Annotated in this window: 23 protein-coding genes; 12 read left to right on the top strand and 11 right to left on the bottom strand. The window is 36.3% G+C overall.

Going from position 1 to position 22,799, the window contains the following annotated elements:
• Positions 1-45: 45 nt before the first annotated feature.
• A complete protein-coding gene (locus TY15_RS08485; RefSeq protein ID WP_040208671.1) occupies positions 46-465 on the top strand; it encodes a hypothetical protein in 420 nt (139 codons plus the stop codon).
• Positions 466-495: 30 nt separating this feature from the next.
• Here TY15_RS08485 and TY15_RS08480 read toward each other — a convergent pair whose 3' ends face one another.
• Positions 496-738, bottom strand: a complete 243-nt coding sequence (locus TY15_RS08480) for a YkuS family protein (RefSeq protein WP_040208672.1) — start codon at positions 736-738, stop codon at positions 496-498.
• A gap of 101 nt (positions 739-839) precedes the next feature.
• Between TY15_RS08480 and TY15_RS24210 the strand changes: the two genes are divergently transcribed.
• Positions 840-980, top strand: coding sequence for a YuzL family protein (locus TY15_RS24210; RefSeq protein ID WP_074432791.1), 141 nt, complete (start codon positions 840-842; stop codon positions 978-980).
• A 56-nt stretch (positions 981-1,036) separates the two neighbouring features.
• Here the strand turns inward: TY15_RS24210 and TY15_RS08475 are convergent, their stop codons facing one another.
• Both TY15_RS08475 and TY15_RS08470 read right to left on the bottom strand, forming a co-directional pair.
• Positions 1,037-2,656, bottom strand: coding sequence for an ABC-F family ATP-binding cassette domain-containing protein (locus TY15_RS08475; protein WP_040208673.1), 1,620 nt, complete (start codon positions 2,654-2,656; stop codon positions 1,037-1,039).
• A 370-nt stretch (positions 2,657-3,026) separates the two neighbouring features.
• The gene (locus TY15_RS08470) at positions 3,027-3,629 is read right to left on the bottom strand and encodes an SCO family protein (RefSeq protein WP_040208674.1); all 603 of its coding nucleotides are present in this window, start codon (positions 3,627-3,629) and stop codon (positions 3,027-3,029) included.
• A 159-nt stretch (positions 3,630-3,788) separates the two neighbouring features.
• On the opposite strand from TY15_RS08470, the gene TY15_RS08465 reads away from it, so the two are divergent.
• From TY15_RS08465 to TY15_RS08455, 3 genes are all read left to right on the top strand, one after another.
• On the top strand, positions 3,789-4,184 hold the full coding sequence (locus tag TY15_RS08465) for a CidA/LrgA family protein (RefSeq protein WP_040208675.1): 396 nt from the start codon (positions 3,789-3,791) through the stop codon (positions 4,182-4,184).
• Entirely contained in the window at positions 4,168-4,845 is a 678-nt protein-coding gene (locus TY15_RS08460) for an LrgB family protein (protein WP_040208677.1), read from the top strand. The genes TY15_RS08465 and TY15_RS08460 overlap by 17 nt, the downstream gene beginning before the upstream one ends.
• 373 nt (positions 4,846-5,218) lie before the next feature.
• Positions 5,219-7,159, top strand: coding sequence for an endonuclease MutS2 (locus TY15_RS08455; protein ID WP_040208678.1), 1,941 nt, complete (start codon positions 5,219-5,221; stop codon positions 7,157-7,159).
• A gap of 55 nt (positions 7,160-7,214) precedes the next feature.
• Here the strand turns inward: TY15_RS08455 and TY15_RS08450 are convergent, their stop codons facing one another.
• Together TY15_RS08450 and TY15_RS25115 are read right to left on the bottom strand one after the other, a co-directional pair.
• Complete coding sequence (locus TY15_RS08450; protein WP_040208680.1) at positions 7,215-7,385, bottom strand: XapX domain-containing protein; 171 nt, start codon at positions 7,383-7,385, stop codon at positions 7,215-7,217.
• 171 nt (positions 7,386-7,556) lie between these two features.
• Positions 7,557-7,688 carry a hypothetical protein gene (locus tag TY15_RS25115; protein WP_040208681.1) on the bottom strand — a complete coding sequence of 44 codons (132 nt, stop codon included), beginning with the start codon at positions 7,686-7,688 and terminating at the stop codon, positions 7,557-7,559.
• Positions 7,689-7,773: 85 nt separating this feature from the next.
• Between TY15_RS25115 and TY15_RS23540 the strand changes: the two genes are divergently transcribed.
• On the top strand, positions 7,774-7,959 hold the full coding sequence (locus tag TY15_RS23540) for a cold-inducible protein YdjO-related protein (protein ID WP_074432790.1): 186 nt from the start codon (positions 7,774-7,776) through the stop codon (positions 7,957-7,959).
• A gap of 201 nt (positions 7,960-8,160) precedes the next feature.
• Here the strand turns inward: TY15_RS23540 and yhfH are convergent, their stop codons facing one another.
• The gene (gene yhfH, locus TY15_RS23535) at positions 8,161-8,295 is read right to left on the bottom strand and encodes a protein YhfH (protein WP_074432789.1); all 135 of its coding nucleotides are present in this window, start codon (positions 8,293-8,295) and stop codon (positions 8,161-8,163) included.
• A gap of 287 nt (positions 8,296-8,582) precedes the next feature.
• On the opposite strand from yhfH, the gene TY15_RS08440 reads away from it, so the two are divergent.
• From TY15_RS08440 to TY15_RS08425, 3 genes are all read left to right on the top strand, one after another.
• The gene (locus TY15_RS08440; RefSeq protein WP_040208786.1) at positions 8,583-10,736 is read left to right on the top strand and encodes a PAS domain S-box protein; all 2,154 of its coding nucleotides are present in this window, start codon (positions 8,583-8,585) and stop codon (positions 10,734-10,736) included.
• Positions 10,737-10,850: 114 nt separating this feature from the next.
• Positions 10,851-12,926, top strand: a complete 2,076-nt coding sequence (fdhF, locus tag TY15_RS08430; RefSeq protein ID WP_244440902.1) for a formate dehydrogenase subunit alpha — start codon at positions 10,851-10,853, stop codon at positions 12,924-12,926.
• A gap of 243 nt (positions 12,927-13,169) precedes the next feature.
• On the top strand, positions 13,170-13,949 hold the full coding sequence (locus TY15_RS08425; protein ID WP_040208685.1) for a LysM peptidoglycan-binding and 3D domain-containing protein: 780 nt from the start codon (positions 13,170-13,172) through the stop codon (positions 13,947-13,949).
• Between the two features lie 42 nt (positions 13,950-13,991).
• On the opposite strand, the gene TY15_RS08420 is transcribed toward TY15_RS08425, so the two are convergent.
• Both TY15_RS08420 and TY15_RS08415 read right to left on the bottom strand, forming a co-directional pair.
• Positions 13,992-15,293 carry a NarK family nitrate/nitrite MFS transporter gene (locus TY15_RS08420; RefSeq protein ID WP_040208686.1) on the bottom strand — a complete coding sequence of 434 codons (1,302 nt, stop codon included), beginning with the start codon at positions 15,291-15,293 and terminating at the stop codon, positions 13,992-13,994.
• A gap of 203 nt (positions 15,294-15,496) precedes the next feature.
• The gene (locus tag TY15_RS08415) at positions 15,497-16,996 is read right to left on the bottom strand and encodes a nitrate/nitrite transporter (RefSeq protein ID WP_179301850.1); all 1,500 of its coding nucleotides are present in this window, start codon (positions 16,994-16,996) and stop codon (positions 15,497-15,499) included.
• Between the two features lie 263 nt (positions 16,997-17,259).
• Between TY15_RS08415 and TY15_RS08410 the strand changes: the two genes are divergently transcribed.
• Positions 17,260-18,411, top strand: coding sequence for an acyl-CoA dehydrogenase family protein (locus tag TY15_RS08410; RefSeq protein ID WP_040208688.1), 1,152 nt, complete (start codon positions 17,260-17,262; stop codon positions 18,409-18,411).
• A gap of 154 nt (positions 18,412-18,565) precedes the next feature.
• Here the strand turns inward: TY15_RS08410 and TY15_RS08405 are convergent, their stop codons facing one another.
• Together TY15_RS08405 and TY15_RS08400 are read right to left on the bottom strand one after the other, a co-directional pair.
• Positions 18,566-18,745, bottom strand: a complete 180-nt coding sequence (locus tag TY15_RS08405; protein ID WP_040208689.1) for an H-type small acid-soluble spore protein — start codon at positions 18,743-18,745, stop codon at positions 18,566-18,568.
• A 66-nt stretch (positions 18,746-18,811) separates the two neighbouring features.
• Positions 18,812-19,000 carry a hypothetical protein gene (locus tag TY15_RS08400; RefSeq protein WP_040208690.1) on the bottom strand — a complete coding sequence of 63 codons (189 nt, stop codon included), beginning with the start codon at positions 18,998-19,000 and terminating at the stop codon, positions 18,812-18,814.
• 486 nt (positions 19,001-19,486) lie between these two features.
• Between TY15_RS08400 and ltaS the strand changes: the two genes are divergently transcribed.
• Positions 19,487-21,442, top strand: coding sequence for a lipoteichoic acid synthase (gene ltaS, locus TY15_RS08395; protein WP_042374316.1), 1,956 nt, complete (start codon positions 19,487-19,489; stop codon positions 21,440-21,442).
• 213 nt (positions 21,443-21,655) lie between these two features.
• Positions 21,656-22,168 carry an HD domain-containing protein gene (locus tag TY15_RS08390; RefSeq protein ID WP_040208691.1) on the top strand — a complete coding sequence of 171 codons (513 nt, stop codon included), beginning with the start codon at positions 21,656-21,658 and terminating at the stop codon, positions 22,166-22,168.
• A gap of 42 nt (positions 22,169-22,210) precedes the next feature.
• On the opposite strand, the gene TY15_RS08385 is transcribed toward TY15_RS08390, so the two are convergent.
• Entirely contained in the window at positions 22,211-22,687 is a 477-nt protein-coding gene (locus TY15_RS08385) for a hypothetical protein (RefSeq protein ID WP_040208692.1), read from the bottom strand.
• Positions 22,688-22,799 lie beyond the last annotated feature (112 nt).

The raw sequence follows: 22,799 nt of genomic DNA, 5'->3' as shown, positions 1-22,799 counted from the left end.
TTCCCATATAAATAAGTAAGGGATAAAATAAGGGAGTTAGTGTGCATGTCATTAAAAGATTTATTATTAATATTTAAGGAAAACGATTATGAAAAGGAATTAAAGAAAAAATTACTCTCTTTAGAAAAGAATATTATAGAGTTGAAAAAATCACTACAAACCTTTCAAAATCAAAATTCAATTGACAAAGACGTTAAGGTAAAGGAACCACCGATTATTATTGAAAAAATTAATATTGAAAAAATTATTTTAGATAAATTTGAACTAAATAATAATCTTGGGCAGCTTGGAATTAAAGAATTAAAGGGGAAGTTAAACATTGGGGCAACATATGGTGGTGAATATTCACCTAGCCTTGATGAAGCAGAAAGTAATAAGGCTCATAACGAAAGGATAAAAAATAATACAAAAAATAACCCTAAAGTGAATATTAAGGTAAAAAAAGAAGAGAATGAAAAAGACTAAAGTGGAAAGCCTTTAGTCTTTTTACATACATTATTGCAGCCTGCTCTCTACATGCTGGCATACTTCATCGGCGGAAAGTCCATTTGCATCAATAACAGAGCCTTTTGTTGATGTATCCTGCATACCCATCACGTTTGAATCAAGGCCTGTCACAACACAGCAGTCACAATTTTGCGCATCAGACTCCTGCTTTAGCTCCACCACATCATAACCTTTTTCCTTTAGTGCTTGTTGAATGTCTGTAAGAGATTGTTCTACACCCACTTTTACCATACAAACCACCTCCTCCTGTAAATTATCTTGCCTAATTTTTACGTAAATATTCTGTATACAGAAGGAACACTTTCCAAAAGCTAAAAGAGGAGGTGTTGTTCATGGGAAAGCGAAGTAAACGGAAGGCAGATCCTTCTACTATTGGACTAAATTCACCACAAGTAGAGGGTCAAGGAACTACAACGACAGAAATAGGCTCTAGATCAGAGCCATCATCAAGAAGAAAGCAAAAACGAACCTAAACCTAAAAAAGGATGTTTCAAAAGGAGATTAATCTTTTGAAACATCCTTCACTTTATTATCGATACATTTCTGCTACTTGCTTTTGGATCTCATCATTCTCAAGGTATTCATCGTATGACATTTGCTTATCCACTAATCCTTTAGGAGTGAATTCGAAAATACGATTCGCAATCGTTTGAATGAACTGGTGATCATGAGAAGAAAACAGAAGTGAGCCCTTGAAATTAATTAATCCATTATTAAGTGCTGTAATCGACTCTAGGTCTAAATGGTTTGTTGGCTCATCTAAAAGAAGAACGTTCGCGCCATTAAGCATCATTTTCGAAAGCATACAGCGTACTTTTTCGCCACCTGAAAGAACACTTGCCTTTTTTAAGACCTCTTCACCGGAAAATAACATTCTTCCTAAAAATCCACGTAAGAAGCTTTCACTATCATCTTTAGGTGAAAACTGACGAAGCCAGTCAACTAGATTTAAGTCACTGTTTTCAAAATACTCGGAGTTGTCCTTAGGGAAGTATGCCTGTGAAGTGGTGATGCCCCACTTAAATGTACCGCTGTCGGCTTCCATTTCACCCATTAGTATTTTAAATAATGTCGTTTTCGCTAGCTCGTTAGTTCCGACAAGGGCAATTTTATCCCCCTTATTCATAAAGAAGCTAACGTTATCAAGGACTTTTACACCATCAATCGTTTTAGTCAAACCCTCGACACGCAGCAAATCATTTCCGATTTCACGATCGGGAGTGAAGCCAACAAATGGATAACGTCGTGATGATGGTCGAATATCATCAAGGGTAATTTTATCTAATAATTTTTTACGAGAAGTTGCTTGCTTCGATTTAGAGGCATTGGCACTAAATCGGGCGATAAAGGCTTGCAATTCCTTGATTTTTTCTTCCTTCTTTTTATTAGCATCAGAAGTTAATTTCGAAGCTAATTGGCTAGATTCATACCAAAAATCATAGTTCCCAACATAAATTTGAATTTTACTGAAATCCAAATCGGCAATGTGTGTACAAACCTTATTTAGAAAGTGACGGTCATGGGATACAACAATGACGGTATTTTCAAAATTAATTAAGAAATCCTCTAGCCACTGGATGGCTTTGATATCTAAGTGGTTTGTAGGCTCATCCAATAGAAGAACGTCCGGTCTACCGAATAAAGCCTGCGCAAGTAATACTTTAACCTTATCAGAACCGGTTAAGTCAGCCATTTTTTTATCATGTAATTCTTCCCCAATTCCAAGCCCTTTTAAGAGAATAGCTGCTTCAGGTTCTGCTTCCCAACCGTTTAATTCGGCAAATTCACCCTCGAGCTCGGCTGCCTTCATCCCATCTTCATCAGTGAAATTTTCTTTCATATAGATGGCATCTTTTTCTTGCATGACTTCATATAGTCTTGCATGTCCCATAATGACGGTCTTTAATACTTCAAATTCCTCGTATTCAAAATGGTTTTGTTTTAAAACTGCCATCCGTTCATTTGGACCCAGTTGTACCGTACCTGTCTGTGCCTCGATTTCACCGGACAAGATTTTTAAAAATGTTGATTTTCCAGCTCCATTTGCTCCAATAAGACCGTAGCAATTCCCTGGATTGAATTTAATGTTTACATCTTCAAACAATTTACGGTCGCCATATCTTAAACCTACGTTACTTACAGTAATCATATTAGTAATCCTCCAAAACAAAATATCTATTAATTATACCACCATTTAAGTTTAAGAGCGAATTCTTTTGGGGAGTTAACAGATATAAGAAAAATTTTCTAAAAAATATTTCCATATTCACACTTTATTCATATTTTTGTTGTAGAATTGGATTAAGAAGTTTTAAAGAGGGTGAGAAGTATGGCAAAAAAACAGCTTACTGAACTCGTGAACAAGTTAAAAAAGGCAGGTATAAAAGCGAGTCTAACTAAACCAAAGTCCAATTACCTTTTATCTTTGCAGCAAATAAAAAAATATCCTTCATCCGTGAATTAATTAGAAAAATAGGTAATAAAAAGCGATTAATCCCTAGGACTAACCGCTTTTTTTATTAATCAATTTTATCTATGATTTTATCATAAACCTTCTGTTTATCAAATTCTTCTCCCATAGGGAACTTTGCGATATATTTATTGTTTTCATCGACCAAGTAAGTAAAAGTAGAGTGGATAAATTGTCCATCACCAGGGTCTTTGTATTGGAATTGTAACGCATCAGTTATTTTTCTTAGTTCTTTATTAACCTCTTTTATATTTTGCTTTTCTCCAGTAAGAAAAACCCAGTCGTTGTCATTATTTATCCCAAACCCTTGTCTGTACTCTTGTAAAATTTCAGGGGTGTCTCGATAGGGGTCAATGGTTATGGTTACATATTCAATGTCTTTTCCATAAACCCCCTTTTTTGCTAACTTATTTTTCAATTCAACCATTTTTTGCGTTGTGGTTGGGCAAATGTCTGGGCAATGAGTGTAAATAAATTCAATTAGTTTTAATTTGGTCTTATCCTTCCCAAAATTATATGTATCACCATTTTGATTAATCAAAGTTACTTCTGATGGAATCGTTGCATGTGCATCCCGAATAAGAAAAAAAGCAATTCCTCCCGCAATTCCCAAGAATACGGCAAGACTGCAGATTAAATATATTTTTTTCATGGCCATCCCTCCTATCAATAAGATAAAGAAATTTTCAAGAAAAAGATATGGATATTTTGTGAACAAAGAGGATGCATTACATTCATTAATCCTTTATGCTGTAATATTATATATATTTTGAAAAATCAGAATATGAAATTAGGGAGATAGGTGATTCATATGGCAAAGAAAGCTTGGAGATTTTTGATTCAGATGGTTATTCTTATCGCAATCTATCAGATAGGGAATGTAACTGCATGGTTCCTTCATTTACCGATCCCTGGCAACGTTATAGGAATCATCCTTTTGTTCGTATTGCTTTGGTTAGGTGTGATTAAGATTGAGCAAATAGAATGGGCAACAGGATGGCTTTTGAAGCATCTTGGCTTCTTTTTTATTCCTATTTCCGTTGGTTTGATGACTTTAGGCAATATGTTTGTTTCGAATGGCCTGGCCTTCCTAGCAATCCTACTGGTTAGTGCTTTTATCGGACTACTATTTGCGGGGAAGACTACACAAATAGTGATCATGAAAAATGATAAGGAAAAAGTAAATTATCATGATCACGCTCTTTAGCATTCTCATAACCATTTCTGCCTACTATTTTTCTAGATATTTAGGGAAAAAATATTCTTCACCGTTAACCAACCCTGTTTTCCTGAGTACCATTATCATCATTTTCCTATTAGTAATTTCTCATATATCTTTTAATGAATACAGACCTGCTAATACAATAATGACTTTTTTACTTGGGCCGGCAACGGTGGCATTGGCTGTCCCAATTTATAAAAATCGTGAATTGTTCGCTAAATACATCGGAGCTGCTTCGATTGGGATTATAATCGGAATTTTAACAACGGTTACATCAGCGATTTTATTAGCTAAGGTCTTGCAACTTCCAAATATATTTATTTTGGGCTTAACAGTGAAATCCGTAACTGTTCCCGTTGCTACCGAAATCGGGAAGATTATACACGGGAATACTTCGCTAATTGCCGCATATGTAATTATTACAGGGATGATTGGAGCTATGTTTGGTTCGAAGGTGTTAAATTTGTTTAAAATTGATCATCCATTTGCCAGAGGCTTAGCGATAGGAACGATAGCGCACGGTATCGGAACAGCTGAAGCTGTAAAAGAAGGAGAAGTACAAGGAGCGGTAGCGGGTGCAGCAATGGGAATAGCCGCAGTATTAACCTCTTGTATCATTCCGTATATTATTAAATACATTCTATAGATATGGGTCACTAAAGCGTTGACAATTGGTTCTGATTACCGTATTCTTTAGAAGAATTAAAATTTTTCAATAAGGGAGTATGTTTTATGTTAGGTGTCGTTCTTAACTAATCCAATCAATTGGATAGTTTCATTCCTAAAATCATCGTCATTTTATGGCGAATGATGGGCTTATTTAAGTATGGAATGGAGTTAAGAACAATGGGCAAGCATAAGCATACATCTGTTTCCAATGTAGCTGTGTACACTCGTGTAGACAGTTTTTTATTTTGGTTTTGCAATTGTATGATAAATGTGTGGATACTCCACGCATTTCCTTTGGCCGCAATGACATTGTTCATTGCGGCTATTTTTATTTTTAGGAGGCAAATATTTTGAATCAACATACGTTTAACGCATTGGAATTTCAACAAATCAAAGAAACGATAGCAGCTTTCGCTTTAACAAAAGAAGGAAAAGATAAAATAGCCAATCTCTCACCATCTACTAATATCAAGCAAATTGAAGCCTGGTTGGATGAAATTTCAGAAGCAGTAGAGATTTTGAAAAAGAGTTCGAGCGTTCCAGTTCATGGTTTAGATGGTATCGTTCCATTACTCAATAACATGAACAAAGGAGTGTTATTACGAGTAGAGCAATTTACTAAGCTATCTGATTTTTTGGATTGCTGCGGTAAAATGCGCAGATATATGAAGGATAAAGTATTTTTTGCACCAAGGGTTTCTTCATATGTTGAGGTAATTGATGAATTACCTGAACTGGCATCAGAAATAATTCGTTGTATCCGCAATGGCAGAATGGATGATTACGCAAGTAAGGAGTTATTGAAAATTAGGAAGCAAATAGCGATTCAAGAAGAACGGTTGAAAGATAAAACGATGCAGCTTATTCGATCTAATAAATATAAAGCATTCTTGCAGGAGCAAGTCGTTAGCCAAAGAAATGGAAGATATGTTATTCCCGTCAAAAAGGAGTATCGAAATAGAATAAAGGGGACAGTGTTGGATACATCTGCCTCCGGTTCCACATTATTTATTGAACCTGAGGAAATTAGTGTTTTCCAGGATCAATTAACCTGGCTCTGTGCAGATGAGGAAGTAGAAATGCAACGGATCTTAAGCTACTTAACTGGTCTGGTTGAGGAAAAGGAGCAGCAACTTCTACTCTCAGTTGAAACGATGGTTCACTATGATTTTTTATTCGCCAAGGCCAAATACAGTCGTTCTATAAATGGTGCCAAGGTAAGAATCAATGAATCTGAGGAAATGACTTTGGTGGAAGCGAGGCATCCACTTATAGGAGATAAGGCAGTCCCGTTAACATTCAAGCTGGAAAAAAAACAGTCAGCTTTGGTCATTACGGGCCCTAACACAGGTGGTAAGACTGTTACAATTAAGACTGTGGGTCTATTAACCTTAATGGTTCAATCTGGTCTTCATATCCCTGCGGCCGAGGTAAGTAATCTAAGGGTCTTTGAGCGGATTCTCGTAGATATCGGTGATGGACAAAGTATTACTGAAAATTTAAGCACCTTTAGTTCAAGAATTGTCAATATCATTAGTATCTTGAAAGATACCAATGAGCGCACTCTGGCCTTGTTAGATGAGCTCGGATCAGGTACCGACCCTGGAGAAGGGATGGGACTTGCAACAGCAATTTTAGAGACACTTTATGAAAAAGGGGCAACGATTCTAGCAACAACACATTATAGTGAGATTAAAGAGTTTGCGGAAAACCATCAAGGATTTATCAATGGTTCGATGGAATTTGATCTAAATACTTTAAGTCCGACTTACCGTTTAACAATTGGTCGAGGAGGAGAGAGCCAAGCTTTTGCGATTGCTTTAAAATTAGGCATACATCCAAAAATTATCCAGCGTGCACATCACATCACCTACAAGGAAGAAAAGCGATATTTAACTGAAGTGACCGATCGTGGGGAATTGTTAGAATTAGAAAAACAGGTGAGTGTAAACAGGTATCAACACCGTGAAAAAGTAAGTAAACGAGAGGTAGAGGTCGGAGTTTTTCAACGAGGGGATAATGTCATAATATCACCCACAGATGAATTTGGATTTGTCTATACAGGGCCAGATCAGCTTGGAAATTATATCGTCCAAATTAAGGGAGAAAAGATATCGGTAAATCATAAAAGAATCAAGCTATACATTGCTGCGAATGAATTATATCCCGATGACTATGATTTTGATATTATCTTCCATACAAAGGAAAATCGTAAAAAGAGTAAGCTGCTTTCAAAAAGACATGATGAAGCGATCACGATTGATTATGATGAAAATAATAAAATACAGTAAAGATGAAAAACCAATACCGTAAATGTAAAAGCCTTCCTAATCGGAAGGCTTCCTGTTATTTTACAAATTGTTGCAAAACCCAATCCGCGATGACTCCACCAAAATAGACCCCAAAAATACCTAATACTCCAGAGAGGACGGGTGGAGCCGGAATAGGTAACTTAAGAAATCTAAATAAAATCCCAACGGCAATACCAGCGATGATACTCAATACAATCTCTTTCATTATCTTCCCTCGTCACTTTAATTAGTTCTTTATTTAAGTATGAGTTATTTTCTACGACATATTCCTTTTCAAATAAATAGTTTATACTCCATGATTATCAATATAAAAAAACAAAAGTAAAAATCAAAATATTGATAACATGAAGGGATTCCCTATAAAGAAAGAGATACATTATTTCTTCTTATTCACATATTGTTTGGCCAATACTTCTTTTACTTGATTATAGCTTAAGCCAGATTGGCTGTTTAATCGTTTAACTTCTTCAATGTCTGTCCCAACCTTTGTCAATCTTTTATGAGGCATTATTTTCTCACTCCTTCACTCAAAGAAATTTTGGAAATGAAATGTCACTTTTTTGTGCATACTATTATAAAAGGAGGCGGTTCCCATTTTTTACGGTAAAAGGGCTAAAGAAGAAGAAATCGAAACCATTCTCGTGGATACAGAAATCTATTCTTGTATGGATGATTCCTGTATTGGTTGGATGAGAAAAGATTTTGTTGCAGATGACCTGCTTTGTCCAATGTGTGGAAATGAAATGTTACAAGAAATTAGAGAGCTTCCGAAAATTTAATTAGCTATTGCAAAGACTGTCTTGATGAAAGGGCAGTCTTTTATTTTTCTCTGAAAAGTTAAAAGTCAACTGAATAGCTAGTCTCTTTATATAAAGGTTTTACATAGTGAATAGGGTTTATGCCTACCTTTTTATGTCTGATTGGAGATCCGTGTAAAACAAATTAAAAAAGCTCTCCAACACTTGGAGAGCGTTTACGGGTTACTCTTCTCTTTTTGCTAAGCAACGATCACATTCCATTAAATAACTTTCAGCTTGTTCCTCCATATGCTGACCACATTCTGGACATTCCTTCTTAGGTAGGGTACGGAAAAATTCTACTGGACTCATTAACATTTAAAACTCCTCCTTTAGTAATACAGTTTATTTATTTTCATCTTGTTATAGTACAGTATAAACAAAAAAATAAAAATTGTGTAGACCTTTTTGAAAAAAAAGTAAAATAAATAAAAAATGAGGCTTTTATCACAAAAAGCTTTATATTGTTTTTTTGAGTTAATGATCAAAGTAATGAAAATAGGTTACTTTATGGGTATTGTATTAAAATATTTCTTCCATATGTATCATCTTTACATTACAATCATAGTAGAAATCTATTGTTTGAATTGGGGGGATGCATGTTAATGGACACATTTCTAGGGACTTTTCATCCTTTTTTCATCATTATTGCCATTGGTTTAACAATCATGGCATCCTATACGGCATTGGATATGTTTATGTTAATAAGGTCAACAAATCAAAATCAAAATAAGCGGCTTTTGTTTCTTGGTGGGACATTATCGATGGGAATAGGGATTTGGGTGATGAATTTTATGGCACTTATTTCTGCTGATACAAATCGATTTTCGAGCTACCATATTCCACTTACGATTCTATCCATATTTATATGTATCGCATTTACAGGAATGGCGTTTTTTTGGTTTTTTGGCAAGACGATTAGTATTTACCATTTACTGGCTGGAAGCATGTTTTTAACTTTAGCGGTAATTGCTATTCAAGTGATTGGTTTTTCGGCCATGAATATGAATATAGAATATAATACAGGGCTCCTTATATTTTCTGGACTATTAATTTTTTGTTCCTTTTTATTTTCTCTGTGGATCCTGTTTTCTTCAAGCTATTCACATGGAAATCAGGTTTGGTTAAAACCAATCAGTGCGTTGATCATATCTGCAGCAATTGCTGAAGGACATTTCCTTTTAAAACGAGCTACTAGTCTAACTGATGGGACATTAAATGGTAATTCGGATAGTCCTTTCTTTATTTATTTGGTCTTATTCGTCTCAGTTCTTATCATTGGTGGACTTATTATTTCGAGTACGTTAATTAGCAAACAATTAGTAACCACAGACACAAACTTAAAGGATATTAAGTCAGCCCTTGATGCCTCAACCATTGTAGCTATTACCGATCATCGGGGAATTATCACATTTGTTAACGATAAATTTGAAGAAATCTCAAAGTATCATAAAGATGAAATTATTGGTAAAAATCATCGAATATTAAATTCTGGTTATCATTCAAAGGAATTTTTTCAACATTTGTGGAAGACCATCAAATCCGGGCAAATTTGGCGTGGTGAAATCCGTAATAAAGCCAAGGATGGCTCCTTTTATTGGGTAGATACAACGATTGTCCCATTTTTAAATAATAAAGGGGAACCGGTTCAGTATATTGCGATTCGTTCAGATATATCAACTAGGAAACGGGCAGAAGAGCATCTCAAAGAAATGATTAAAGAAAATGTTGATATTAAATTCGCACTTGACCAGTCCTCGATTGTAGCCTTTACTGATGCAAAGGGGAAAATCACCAGCGTGAATGATAAGTTCTGTGAAATTTCCAAATATAGTCGAGAAGAAATCCTTGGACAAGATCATAGAATTCTTAATTCAGGTTACCATTCAAAGGAGTTTTTCAAGGATTTATGGAAAGCAATTGGTTCAGGAAGTGTGTGGAAGGGTGAATTGAGAAATAGAGCAAAGGATGGTACTTACTATTGGGTAGACACGACCATTGTTCCATTTTTAAATGATCAGGGTAAGCCATATCAATATCTAGCCATTCGGAATGATATAACAGAACGAAAGAAAACAGAGGAAGTCCTTCATCGTCAAGATAAGCTTGCTGCCGTCGGACAACTCGCTGCCGGGGTCGCTCATGAAATTCGCAACCCCCTCACTTCGATGAAGGGATATGCAGAATTCTTACAATTGGATGAAAAGGATCCTGAACGGATGGAATTTTTGAATATTATTCTTGATGAAATTGATAGGGTTAATACGATTGTAGAGGACTTTATGGTTTTAGCGAAACCAAAGGCGGTTGAACTAGAAGAACAGAATGTCGTCCCATTAATCAGAAATGTCGTTTCTCTTCTTGAATTTGAAGCAAGGAAAAAGAATGTCCACTTGTCATTTGATTGCAATCAAGAGATTATTCAAATAGAATGTGATGAAAGTCGCTTAAAACAGGTATTTTTGAACTTTATTAAAAATGGAATAGAAGCGATGCCAAATGGTGGGGATTTACATGTAAAAACCATCATCCATGATAATAATGTTCAAATTTCTATCCAAGATTCTGGGGTTGGAATACCTCAAGAAAAATTGAAGAAGCTAGGCGAACCATTTTACACAACCAAGAAGAACGGGAACGGCTTAGGATTAATGGTAAGCTTCAAAATTATTGAAAGCCATAAAGGTAAGGTATTCGTTGAAAGTGAGCCCAATAAAGGAACAACGTTTAATATTTTATTACCAGCAAACATTGCCTAAAAAACGAGAGACTTTTCTCGTTTTTTTTATTTCTTTCGATCCAACAAAATTTTTAAAAAAAGAATCTACAAAGTGAATAAATAGATTATGATAGTTATATAGCGATGATTTTGAATGGGAGGGGTATTTTTGAGCGAATCAAATTTTGTAAAGACAATATGCGGATATTGTGGAACTGGATGTGGATTAGTCCTTGAAGTACAAGATAATAAAATTGTAAAGATCCGTGGGGATAAGGACGCACCTGTAAATAAAGGGCAAACTTGTGTAAAAGGGGCGTTTGCCTATGAATATGTCCATGCAAACAACCGATTATCTGCACCACTCATCCGTAAAGCTGGAAAACTAGTTGAATCAACTTGGGAAGAAGCCTATCAATATATTGCTAATAAATTAACAGGAATAAAAACAACCTGGGGTCCGAATGCTATTAGCATGTTCGCATGCGCCCGTAGTACGAATGAATCAAATTTTATTACCCAAAAATTTATGAGGACTGTAATAGAAAGCAATAACATCGATGGTTGTAACCGAACGTGACACGCTCCAAGCGTTGCCGGTCTGGCAACTATTTTTGGAAGCGGTTTCCCTACAAATACAATTGAGGATTTTGAAAAAGCAGAAGTATTGCTGTTGATGGGGTCAAACACAACGGAGGCTCATCCGATTATCGCCAATCGAATGAAGAAAGCAGCAAAATCTGGTCTCAAGATCATTGTTATTGATCCAAGGAGAATTGATATGGTGAAAGTAGCTCATCGCCATTTACAAATCAATGTTGGTTCGGATATTGCTCTTATTAATGCTTTCATCCATGTCATTTTAAAGGAAGGACTCTATAATCCAACATTTATCCAACAATTTACGATTGATTTTGATCGGCTTGCAAAACAGGTAGAGCTCTATACACCCGAATATGCCTCAGTGATTACCGGCATTAAGGCAGAAGATATTATTTCGACCGCAAGAGAATATGCTACGTCTAATGCTTCAATGATTGCTTATACACTAGGGATCACAGAACATCATTGTGGGGTTAACAATGTTTTTGATATTGCGAATTTAGCATTACTTACTGGAAATATTGGAAAAGTAGGAACGGGAATTATGCCGCTGAGAGGGCAAAATAATGTCCAAGGAGCAGGGGATATGGGCTGCTTGCCAAACCAGTTGGCAGGTGCGATGAGTTTGGCTGATGATGAGTATAGAGCTCGTTTTGAAAAAGAGTGGAAGGTTGAATTAAATCCACATGCCGGGGATACCCAAACTCGTACCTTTGACCGGTTGGAAATGGGCGAACTAAAGGCACTTTATGTGATCGGAGAAAATCCACTCCTTGCCGATGTTCACATGAATCATACAAAAACATTATTTGAAAAGCTTGACCTCTTAATTGTTCAAGACATCTTTCTTACCGATACAGCAAAAATAGCTGATGTTGTATTGCCTGCACGTTCTTGGGGCGAGGTGGATGGAACTTATACGAATACGGATCGAAGAGTTCAACGTGTTCGGAAGGCTGTCGATGCTCATCCTAATACGAAGGAAGATTGGGAAATCCTTTGTGAACTCTCAACGCTAATGGGCTATCCCATGCATTATAATAGTAGTGAGGAAATCTGGGATGAAGTCAGAAAGCTAGCGTGGGAGATGTATGGTGGTATAACATACACACGCCTTGATAGAGAATACAGTATCCACTATCCATGTCCTAATGAAAACCATCCAGGAACATTTATTATGCATGAACGGTTCCATAATCAGGAGTCAGTTGTAAAAAAATCTCCATTTGTGCCGGTAGACTATACAGCACCATTAGAATTACCCGATGAAGAATATCCGTTTACATTAACGACTGGACGGCGCTATGAGTCATACAATACCCATAGTCAAACCCGACACTATGCATCAGGAGTTAAAGTGAAACAAACAGAAGAAACGGTTGATATTCATCCGGATGATGCCATGGCACTTAATATTTGTGACGGTCAAGTGGTAAAGGTTCGTTCGCGTCGGGGAGAACTTGAGGTAAAGGCGAAAATAACAGAACAAGTTGTACCTGGGCTGGTATTTATGAGTTTCCATTGGAGTGAAACACCAACAAATGTATTAACTTTGAATGAGTATGATCCAATATCAGGTACGGCTGAATATAAAGCTTGTGCAGTCTCGATATCTAAGATTTCCTGAAAATGAATACCGTGATGTTATAGTGCAGAAATAATTCTGCACTATTTTGTTGTTCAAAATCAACAGGGAGGTAGGAAATGGAAGGAGTTTGGGTTGAAATTTGAATATTCAGTTATCTAGAAATATTATCGTAATATAATTGCCATTCTTGTAAACGAATTAACATCCCACTGTTCTTTGTTTCAGTAAAATTCATGTTATCATTGGGAACAGTTAGCGACGAAAGAACATGGGAGGTAAAAAATGCGCAAAACAATCAAGACATTCATTGCAGTAGCTGCACTCTCAGGAACAATAGGTGCTAATGTTCAAGCTGCAGAATTAACAGTTGAAAAAGGGGATACCCTTTGGGGGATTTCACAGGAACATCATACATCGGTAGAAAATATTGAAAAATGGAATCACCTTTCTACGAACTTAATTCACCCTGGCGATGTTTTAACCATTGCAACGGAAAAACAATATACCATTCAACAGGATGAAACGCTATGGGATGTTGCTGTGAAATTCCAAGTATCGGTAACGCAAATAAAAGAATGGAATAATTTAAATACAGATTTGGTTCACCCAGGCTTGACTCTTCTCATCTATGATGAAGTATCAGAGAGTGTTAAAAATGTTGAGACTGAAACCGCATCTAGTAATAGTAGTACTGCGGTTGACGAAACACCATTACAACAAGAAGAACTAGCTCACCAAGAAAATAAACCAGCGCCAAGTGATGTAAATGACTCAAAGGAAATTACGGTAAAGGCTACTGCCTATACTGCCTCATGTGAAGGATGCTCTGGAACAACTGCCACAGGTGTTGATCTAAATGCGAATCCAGATGCTAAAGTCATTGCTGTTGATCCAAAGGTTATTCCATTGGGAAGTAAAGTCTATGTTGAAGGATATGGAGTGGCAACAGCAGCGGATACAGGTGGAGCCATCAAAGGAAATAGAATTGATGTATTTATTCCTACCAAACAAGATGCGCTCAATTGGGGAAATAAACATATTACCGTGAAAATTTTAGACTAATAAAAAAACTGCCTAAATTGGCAGTTTTTTTATCTATTCAAGTTAACTAGCTTGATTCACCGCTGACTTTACCACTGTTGATTTTCTTTGGTAGAAGTACCAGTTAAGCACAAATGAAATGGCGTAGAATCCGATAAAGAAGTAGAATGCAGTTACATAACTACCTGTAGCTTTTACAGACCATCCAAACAGTTTGGGAATAAAGAATGATCCATATGCTGCAAATGCGGCTGAAAATCCGATTACAGGGGCAGCTTCCTTTGGAATGAAAATGTTTGGAATCATTTGGAATGTTGACCCAGAGCCAATACCAGATGCAAGGAAAAGGATTAAGAAAGATAGTAAAAATCCAGCAAATTGTTTATCATTTAAGAAGTAGATGACTCCTGCTGCACCAATGGCCATGATTACTAATACATAAGCTGTTACCTTGGCTCCGCCTAGTTTATCAGCTAACCAACCACCCACTGGACGAGCAGCTGCCGCAACTAGAGCACCAAGGAAAGCGAGTGAAATATGTTCAGGAAATTGTGATTTTAATAAAAGTGGGAATGCCGCAGAGTAGCCGATAAATGATCCAAAGGTTGCTACATAAAGAGCGGTCATAATCCATGTATGCTTACGTTTTACAATAACAAATTGATCTGCTACAGATTGCTTGGCACCTGGAACGTTATCCATTTTAAATTGGGCAAGAATGGTCATGATCACGATAGGAATGACCCAAATAAACGCTGCATTTTGTAACCAAACAGTTTGACCATCAGCTAAAACTTGTTTGCCACCAACAAGGGCGAATGTTCCTGAAGTAATAATTAATGGGGTTACAAATTGTACCACTGAAACTCCCATGTTTCCTAAACCACCATTAATTCCAAGGGCTGTTCCTTTTTCTTTTTTAGGATAGAAGAAGCTTATATTAGCAGAAGAAGATGAAAAGTTTCCTCCTCCAAGTCCACAAAGGGCAGCAAGTAAAAGCATAATAGAGAATGGAGTATCAGGATTTTGAACTGCAAAGCCAATTCCGATGGCGGGTATGGCTAGAACAGCAGTTGAAATAACAGTCCAATTTTTTCCACCCATCGCACCGGCTGCGAATGTATAGATAAAACGAAGAGTTGCTCCGACAAGTCCTGGTATGGCAGCGAGTGTAAATAATTGTTCTTCTGTAAAATGAAAGCCGATATCATTTAATCTCACAGCAACTACAGACCAGATCTGCCAAACGATAAATGCAAGCATTAAGGATGGGACTGAGATCCATAGATTTCTTCTTGCGTGTTTTTTTCCTTCCGCGTTCCAGAACTTTTCATCTTCTGGATTCCAATAATTAATTCGAGCCATGATTTTTCCTCCTATATTGTTAAAAGTAAGTTGTTTTGTTTATGTTGTTACTATAAAACAGATGGGAACATGATTTTTGTGACGTACGTCACAAAAATGGTGAAGGAAATGTGAACTCGATTGAATAGACAAAAAGTTGTAATATTTATCACAGTGAGGTGATAAAAAAAAGACCTTCTATGGAGAAGGCCTTCATCTAAGTTTCATTTTGATTTTTCTTTATCTTCGTAGAACATGGCTACGAAATTTTTTGTTTCCCCAGAGTCATCTTTGATAGCTGTGATCGTCAACCATTCCTGATAAATCTCATTATTTTTTCGTTTGTTCCAAATATTCCCTTCCCAAAATCCATTTACTTTCAAACTATCCCACATTTTCTGATAAAAATCATGGCCATGTTCACCAGACTGAAGGACACTCGGGGTTTTTCCAACAACTTCGGCTTGACTATAACCTGTAATTTTCGTAAATGCAGGGTTCACGCTTTGAATTGTTCCATTTATATCTGTTACGCATATACCATCTAAAGCATGGTTCACGATTTTTGCTGAGATATCGAGCTTATCTTGATAGTATAGCCAGACTACGATGACCAGACTTGCCAGTGAGAATTCCGACAAGGACATAAATCCAATCGCATAATGGCCAGTCCAATTATAGAAAATCGTTAATATGATTGGTGGAAAAAACCCGCCCAATCCCCCCATCGCCGCCACAATTCCATTAACTATTCCTGCTTGTTTAGAAAAATACAACGGAACTAACTTAAAGATTGCACCATTTCCAATTCCGGCAAAAAAGGCAACTAGTAAACAGCCAAAAGAATAAATTGGCAGGGAGGGTGTAAAGGCCAATAAAAATCCGGCAAATGTTAGGCTGAAAAAAACTGACATTAATATAAGAAATGGATTTACCTTGTCACCGAGCCATCCACCAATGGGTCTAAAAAAGGTTGCAAGTGCAATAAAACCAGCTGTTCTTAACCCAGCATCTACCTTATCTAATTCAAAATGATTCACTAAAAAGGAAGGTAGATAAATGGTGAAAGCGACAAAAGATCCAAATGTAATGAAATAGAACAAACTTAAAAGCCATAGTTTAGGAATTTTATAAACTTCTTTAATTTGTTCTACAAGGGGATTATTTATTCTTTGTTCTTTTCGGTCACCAAATAAGAAATTAATAATGGAAAATACTACCATAATAATCAGAAAAATCTTTATAGTGTTTCTCCAGCCAAATTCATTTGCCAATACAGGGGCAAAAAAAGAAGTGATAGCCGTTCCGATATTTCCAGCACCGTATATTCCATTAATAAATCCATGCTTTGTCTTTTCATAATATTTCGGCAAGGAAGTAACCCCAATGGAAAAAACTGCACCGCCAACTCCTAGGAGCAAGCCGCCTAAAAGTAACATGAACAAAGAATTTGCATAGCTCAAAATGGCAAGTGGAATTAGTAAAATGAGAAAACTTATCGCAAATAATGTTCTTGCACCATAGCGATTGGTCCAATAGCCTATCGGAACCCTGAGAAGAGAACCGAGGATAACCGGGATGGCAGTTGCCCACGCAATTTCTGATGAAGATAATGTAATATCTGTCTTAATATATGGTATAAGTGAAGAAATGAGTACCCAGACCATAAATCCCGCTACGAGACTACTTGTTTGAATTAATAGTTGTTTTATCCCTAGTTTCATCTTCATCCCCCTTGAAAGACTTTTCCACTATATTATTTCCACAAATAAACATGCGCTATTATAAATGGTAAATCATAACATGGAAAAATTCACTTCCAGTATTATAGAACACTTTCTTACATAAATCAGTGACGTATGACACATAGCTTCTATGATTTAAATGAAAAATGGTTCTAATTTCGACCAGTCAGGTTTTTAATTCATTTATTCCATTATTTTTATGGTAAGGTAAAGAGAAAGAACTCGGATTGGAGTGGAATGGAATGAACTTTCTAGAGAATGAAACAATGGAAGAACGTCTAGCCTTGATGAAGACTCTTTCAAAACAGTTCTTAATGAGAGCCCATCAAGTGGATATAGAAGGAGGTTTTCCGTTTGCCAATATTCAAGATCTTAGACAAGCGGGCTACACTTCTTTAACAGTACCAGTTGAATATGGTGGGAAGGGAATCACATTATATGAATTAATTCGTCTTCAAGAGCAAATCGCAGAAGGTGATGGTGCAACAGCTTTATCAATCGGCTGGCATATGGGGATAATGATGAATATTTATGAAAAAAAATCATGGAACCTGTCGATCTATAAGTTTTTGTGTGAAAAGGTTAAAGGTGGTGCCTTGATTAATAGTGCTCAAACAGAGCCAAGAACAGGTAGTCCTACTCGAGGTGGTAGACCGGAAACAACCGCCCAATTAATTGGTCAGAATTGGGTGGTGAATGGAAGAAAAACGTTTACTACCATGGCACCAGTCCTTGATTATTTTATTGTGAATGCATCCATTAATGAATCCAATGAGATTGCCAACTTTCTCATTCCACGGGAAACAATCGGTATTGAAATAGAAGAAACATGGGATAGCATTTCCTTACGGGGAACAGGAAGTCATGATTTGATTCTCAATAATGTGATGATCCCAGATAAGTATCGGGTAGAAATGTTTAACCAACAGAGTAAAAAAGCTAATGGTTGGCTGCTCCATATTCCGGCCTGCTATCTAGGTATCGCCAAAGCAGCACAAAGATATGCCATTCAATTTGCTAAAGAATATTCCCCAAATAGCATTGAGGGGACCATTATTGACTTACCAAACGTTAAGCAAAAAATTGGTGAGATGGAATTGAAACTAATGCAGGCAGAATATTTTTTATATGGGGTTGCAAAACAATGGGATAGTTCAAATGATGAGCAGCGGGAAAAAATGATTCCAGCCTTGGGTGCTGCCAAATTAACCACAACCAATTTGGCCATTACTGTCGTCGATTTGGCAATGAGACTGGTTGGGGCGAAAAGCCTTTCAATCCAGAACCCCTTACAACGATACTACCGTGATGTAAGGGCTGGTCTCCACAATCCACCAATGGACGATATGACCATCCAATTATTGGCGAAAGAAAGTATTTTACATCACGACTGATATTAAGGTTCTGCATGATTCTGCAAAAAATGACAATAATCCATACTATCATTCAGTAAAGCCCAATTTAGTTTTATCGGAGGCAGGAAACCATCCCTGCCTCAATTTTGGCATTGATGATAAAAAACATCTTTTCAAGGAAAAGATGGTGGATTCACTCCTCTATTAATTCACCAATTTCAACAACTGTTCGTTCCTCAAGAGGACCGCGCAAATGAACTGTAGCTGTGTTTCCATTCTCATTTAGATGATCTATCCAAATAGAAGCTCCATTGTATTTAACTTCAATATCAGCTGAGGAAGACAAAATTTGTTTTACACGGTTTACATTCATTATGATTACTCCTTTGAAATAATAGTCATCTCTATGGTTTGTTTTCGTTTTCTTCTATATAATATGTTATTCTTCGTGATAGAAATGAATCTTGATCCCCTTTATGGTTCCTGGTTCATCTAAAATTTCTAAACTGTTCAAGTATTCTTCTAGTTCATTTTGCATTTCCTTAGGAGCCCCGGCTTTTAAATGCCAGTTTCCAGGCTCATCAATGAAATATGGACTTTTAGTGAAGTCAGGCCTTATTCTAGGCATACATACAACTCCCCTTATCATATCAAGTATCCTTTCCAGACTATGGTTACCAATTATTTAATAATTATTCGATATCGATTCAGTGAAATATAAGTCTAAATTCTTATTGCCATACGATTAGCGCAGAATTATGATATGTAGAAATATACTCGTTCCTTGAGCTTTAATCTGAGTGTAGAAGATCCAATTAGAATAGAATTTGAAAAAAAGTGAAACCAAATTTGATCTCAGCTCGTCTTATAACAATGAAGATGGAAATCAGTCATGTCCAACAAATCGCATACATAATATTAATGAAAAAAGCTCGAACATACAGATGCTGTATGTCGAGTTATGTCGAAATGTTGTAAAAAATGGCGTAATTTATTTTGTTCAATCATACATAAAATGGGATGATTTATGTTTTTATTTTTTTAGAAAATGTGATATAGTAATTGAGGTTCGTTTACCGGAGCTTAATTTGGTAAGTGAGAGGAGAATTTATAAATGAAAAAAATTAGACTACCTAAAAAAATAAATAATAGTCACATTTCATTTTTCGTAATCGCCGTAGTATTATTCTGGTTAAAGACATACGCGGCATATCAAATTGAATTTAACCTTGGAATTGATAATAGCTTACAGAAATTTTTGTTGCTTATAAATCCTTTAAGTTCAGCGCTTTTCTTTTTTGGATTAGCATTGCTCTTTAAGAAGCGTACAAAACTTGTCATGATTATCATTAATTTCATTTTATCTTTCTTATTGTATGCAAATATTGCCTATTATCGCTTTTTTAATGACTTTATTACAGTACCTGTCTTAATGCAGACAAAAACTAATGCAGGACAGCTTGGAGATAGTGCCCTATCATTGATGTCTCCATTAGATATATTTTATTTTATCGATATGTTTATTTTAATAGCACTTGCATTGACCGTATTCAAAAAAGTTACGGTGACGAACCGAAAGTCATTTAAGATTGTTCTTTTGTTTGCAATCACAACATTTCTTTTTAACTTAGGTTTAGCTGAAAAAGATCGCCCGCAATTATTAACACGTTCTTTTGACCGTAATTACTTAGTTAAATATCTTGGTGCCTATAACTTTACGATTTATGACGTTATTCAAAACATAAAATCATCGAGTCAACGGGCATTAGCAGATTCAAGTGATATTACTGATGTGGAAAACTACCGTAAAGCAAACTATACGGCACCAAACCCGGACTACTTTGGTAAAGCTAAAGGTATGAATGTTATTTATATTTCGATGGAATCTTTCCAAAGCTTTATGATTGATTATAAAATGCCTGATGGGCAAGAAGTAACGCCGTTTTTAAATTCTTTAAAACATGATGGGAACACATTTTATTTTGAAAACTTTTTCCACCAAACTGGTCAAGGAAAAACATCGGATGCTGAGTTTTTAATGGAAAACTCCTTATATCCAATGGCACAAGGTGCTGTGTTTGTTAATAAGGCACAGAACACCTACCAAGCAATGCCATCTATTCTTAAAGGGCAAGGCTATAGTTCAGCTGTTCTTCATGGGAACTATAAGACCTTCTGGAATCGAAATGTTATTTATAAAGCATTTGGTTATGATCAATTTTATGATGCCGAATACTATAGCATGTCGGATGAAAATACAAAAAACTATGGCATGAAGGATAAGCCGTTTTTCGAAGAATCCATGCCATTGCTTGAAGGCATGAAGCAACCATTCTATACAAAATTTATTTCATTATCAAATCATTTCCCATTTGAAATGGATCCAGAAGATACAGATTTCCCTGCAGGTGATTATGGGGATACAGTAGTAAATCAATACTTCCAATCTGCTCATTATATGGACCAAGCATTTGAACAGTTCTTTAATGACTTAAAAGCTGATGGCCTATATGATAATACTGTAATTGTCATGTATGGTGATCATTATGGTATTTCTGAAAATCACAACGATGCCATGGCAAAAGTACTAGGGGTAGATGAAATCACACCTGCCATTAATGCAAAATTGCAACGCGTACCATTGTTTATCCACGTACCAGGCGTAAAGGGTGGTATTCAAACCCAGGTTGGTGGAGAAGTAGATGTTCGCCCGACTGTGCTTCATCTATTAGGTATTGATACAAAGGATTACATGGAATTTGGTTCGGATTTACTTTCTAATGAACATCGTAATTGGACATTATTTAGAAATGGTGATTTTGTTTCTTCTGATGCCATTTCAATTAATGAAAAATGTTACTCTTATGATACCGGAGATTTATTGGAAGATAGTTCAACCTGTAAGGACCTAAGTGATAAGGTTAATACAGAGTTACAAATGTCTGATGAAGTGGTTTATAAAGATCTATTACGTTTTTATAAACCTGAAGGATATACTCCAATCAATCCTAACGATTATGAGTATTTGGGACCTAATGGAAAAACGTCAAAAAAAACTGAAGATAAATAACAAAAAAAGAGAGGATGTTCTTCCTCTCTTTTTTGACCGATGGGGAAGTATAACTTTCCTATCAGGCATAAGTGCAACTACGCCTCTGTCTTCGCCCTTTGGGCTCGCCAATCGGCGAGTTTTCTTTATTATTTGCTGTAAAGGAATAGCCATACAGGACAGGTTAGCATATAATAAGTGAAATATTATTAAATTTACGATAGGAGAGATCGCATGAGAGACGTCACCTTATTGAATATATTTGAACATCATATCGCCCAAAAATATTTAAACCGCTCTGGACTTGCCCATGCGATTGCGGTAGCGTATCATGCATTTCATTCAGCAAAAGAATCCCAAGTGGACGTGGATATCGCAGCTAAAGCAGGCCTTCTCCACGATATGGGGCATTATACATGGTATAAAAATGGTAAATGGGATTATGACCTTTATAGACAAAATGATATCCATCCAATAAAGGGTGCGGAGCGTGCACATAAACTTTTAATACGACTAGGGGAAAATCCGATAAAAGCGAAGACCATAGCCCTTGCCATTCTTTTTCATACGGATTCTTTTTTACCGACAAACGATATTGAAAGAACCCCTTTACAGCAGATCGTAAAATGGGCGGATGAGAAAGATGAGGAAGTAGGGGGGGAGCATCACTATCGAAAGATCGACTATGAGCGGGCAAAACAAAGTATTATTCGTTTAGACGAATGGATTGACAGTGACCTTATATAAATGGGTAAAGGCTATGCTCATGATGAGCATAGCCTTTACTTTTTACATGCGGTTAAAACCTTCTTCTTTTAAAAACTCTTCTGCTTCCCCATAGGTGTCAAAGCTGGCATCAAGGTTTAATCCAAAATAAATATTCCACGCATCATTTTCATTTACGACGATGAGCCGATTGTTTTCACTATCCATCCAATGCTCTTCACTTGAATCTCCCACAATCGCTTCTTCTGCTGCCGTCTTTTCGTTTGGTAGAAGACCTTGGATCGCTTCTGCTAACAATTTGCGTAATTGATCAGCAGAAAAGTCGCGGATATTGGCCATTCCTTTTTCGTCCGTTTCATAGTTATCTAAATGACCTGCATAAACAAAGCCATTTCCATTAGGATGTAAATGATAAACGATATTCTTTTTATCCGAAATACTATTTGGTAGTTGGAAATTGACTCGGCCAAGCGAGACCGTTTTTCGCTCTAATTCGGGAAAAGTTTCAATTATTGCTAATTTTTCATTATAAGTAAGCATAAATTCCTCCATTTGTAGATGTAAGTTTTCCTGTGGGGAGATAGTTTCTTTTATGTTCCCTATGAAATTAATTCTCCTCTAAAGATAACATATCTAGCTAGTATATTTTATC

The organism is Neobacillus jeddahensis, assembly GCF_000612625.1.
Taxonomy (GTDB): domain Bacteria; phylum Bacillota; class Bacilli; order Bacillales; family Cytobacillaceae; genus Neobacillus; species Neobacillus jeddahensis.
The sequence above is the reverse complement of the archived record's forward strand: the minus strand, read 5'-3'. Positions and strand labels throughout refer to the sequence as shown.

What these genes read in the sequence shown, in the direction of transcription:
- TY15_RS08485 (WP_040208671.1), top strand. Translation starts at nt 46, where the DNA reads ATGTCATTAAAAGATTTATTATTAATATTTAAGGAAAACGATTATGAA.
- TY15_RS08480 (WP_040208672.1), bottom strand. Translation starts at nt 738, where the DNA reads ATGGTAAAAGTGGGTGTAGAACAATCTCTTACAGACATTCAACAAGCA.
- TY15_RS24210 (WP_074432791.1), top strand. Translation starts at nt 840, where the DNA reads ATGGGAAAGCGAAGTAAACGGAAGGCAGATCCTTCTACTATTGGACTA.
- TY15_RS08475 (WP_040208673.1), bottom strand. Translation starts at nt 2,656, where the DNA reads ATGATTACTGTAAGTAACGTAGGTTTAAGATATGGCGACCGTAAATTG.
- TY15_RS08470 (WP_040208674.1), bottom strand. Translation starts at nt 3,629, where the DNA reads ATGAAAAAAATATATTTAATCTGCAGTCTTGCCGTATTCTTGGGAATT.
- TY15_RS08465 (WP_040208675.1), top strand. Translation starts at nt 3,789, where the DNA reads ATGGCAAAGAAAGCTTGGAGATTTTTGATTCAGATGGTTATTCTTATC.
- TY15_RS08460 (WP_040208677.1), top strand. Translation starts at nt 4,168, where the DNA reads ATGATCACGCTCTTTAGCATTCTCATAACCATTTCTGCCTACTATTTT.
- TY15_RS08450 (WP_040208680.1), bottom strand. Translation starts at nt 7,385, where the DNA reads ATGAAAGAGATTGTATTGAGTATCATCGCTGGTATTGCCGTTGGGATT.
- TY15_RS25115 (WP_040208681.1), bottom strand. Translation starts at nt 7,688, where the DNA reads ATGCCTCATAAAAGATTGACAAAGGTTGGGACAGACATTGAAGAAGTT.
- yhfH (WP_074432789.1), bottom strand. Translation starts at nt 8,295, where the DNA reads ATGTTAATGAGTCCAGTAGAATTTTTCCGTACCCTACCTAAGAAGGAA.
- TY15_RS08440 (WP_040208786.1), top strand. Translation starts at nt 8,583, where the DNA reads ATGGACACATTTCTAGGGACTTTTCATCCTTTTTTCATCATTATTGCC.
- TY15_RS08425 (WP_040208685.1), top strand. Translation starts at nt 13,170, where the DNA reads ATGCGCAAAACAATCAAGACATTCATTGCAGTAGCTGCACTCTCAGGA.
- TY15_RS08420 (WP_040208686.1), bottom strand. Translation starts at nt 15,293, where the DNA reads ATGGCTCGAATTAATTATTGGAATCCAGAAGATGAAAAGTTCTGGAAC.
- TY15_RS08415 (WP_179301850.1), bottom strand. Translation starts at nt 16,996, where the DNA reads ATGAAACTAGGGATAAAACAACTATTAATTCAAACAAGTAGTCTCGTA.
- TY15_RS08410 (WP_040208688.1), top strand. Translation starts at nt 17,260, where the DNA reads ATGAACTTTCTAGAGAATGAAACAATGGAAGAACGTCTAGCCTTGATG.
- TY15_RS08405 (WP_040208689.1), bottom strand. Translation starts at nt 18,745, where the DNA reads ATGAATGTAAACCGTGTAAAACAAATTTTGTCTTCCTCAGCTGATATT.
- TY15_RS08400 (WP_040208690.1), bottom strand. Translation starts at nt 19,000, where the DNA reads ATGCCTAGAATAAGGCCTGACTTCACTAAAAGTCCATATTTCATTGAT.
- ltaS (WP_042374316.1), top strand. Translation starts at nt 19,487, where the DNA reads ATGAAAAAAATTAGACTACCTAAAAAAATAAATAATAGTCACATTTCA.
- TY15_RS08390 (WP_040208691.1), top strand. Translation starts at nt 21,656, where the DNA reads ATGAGAGACGTCACCTTATTGAATATATTTGAACATCATATCGCCCAA.
- TY15_RS08385 (WP_040208692.1), bottom strand. Translation starts at nt 22,687, where the DNA reads ATGCTTACTTATAATGAAAAATTAGCAATAATTGAAACTTTTCCCGAA.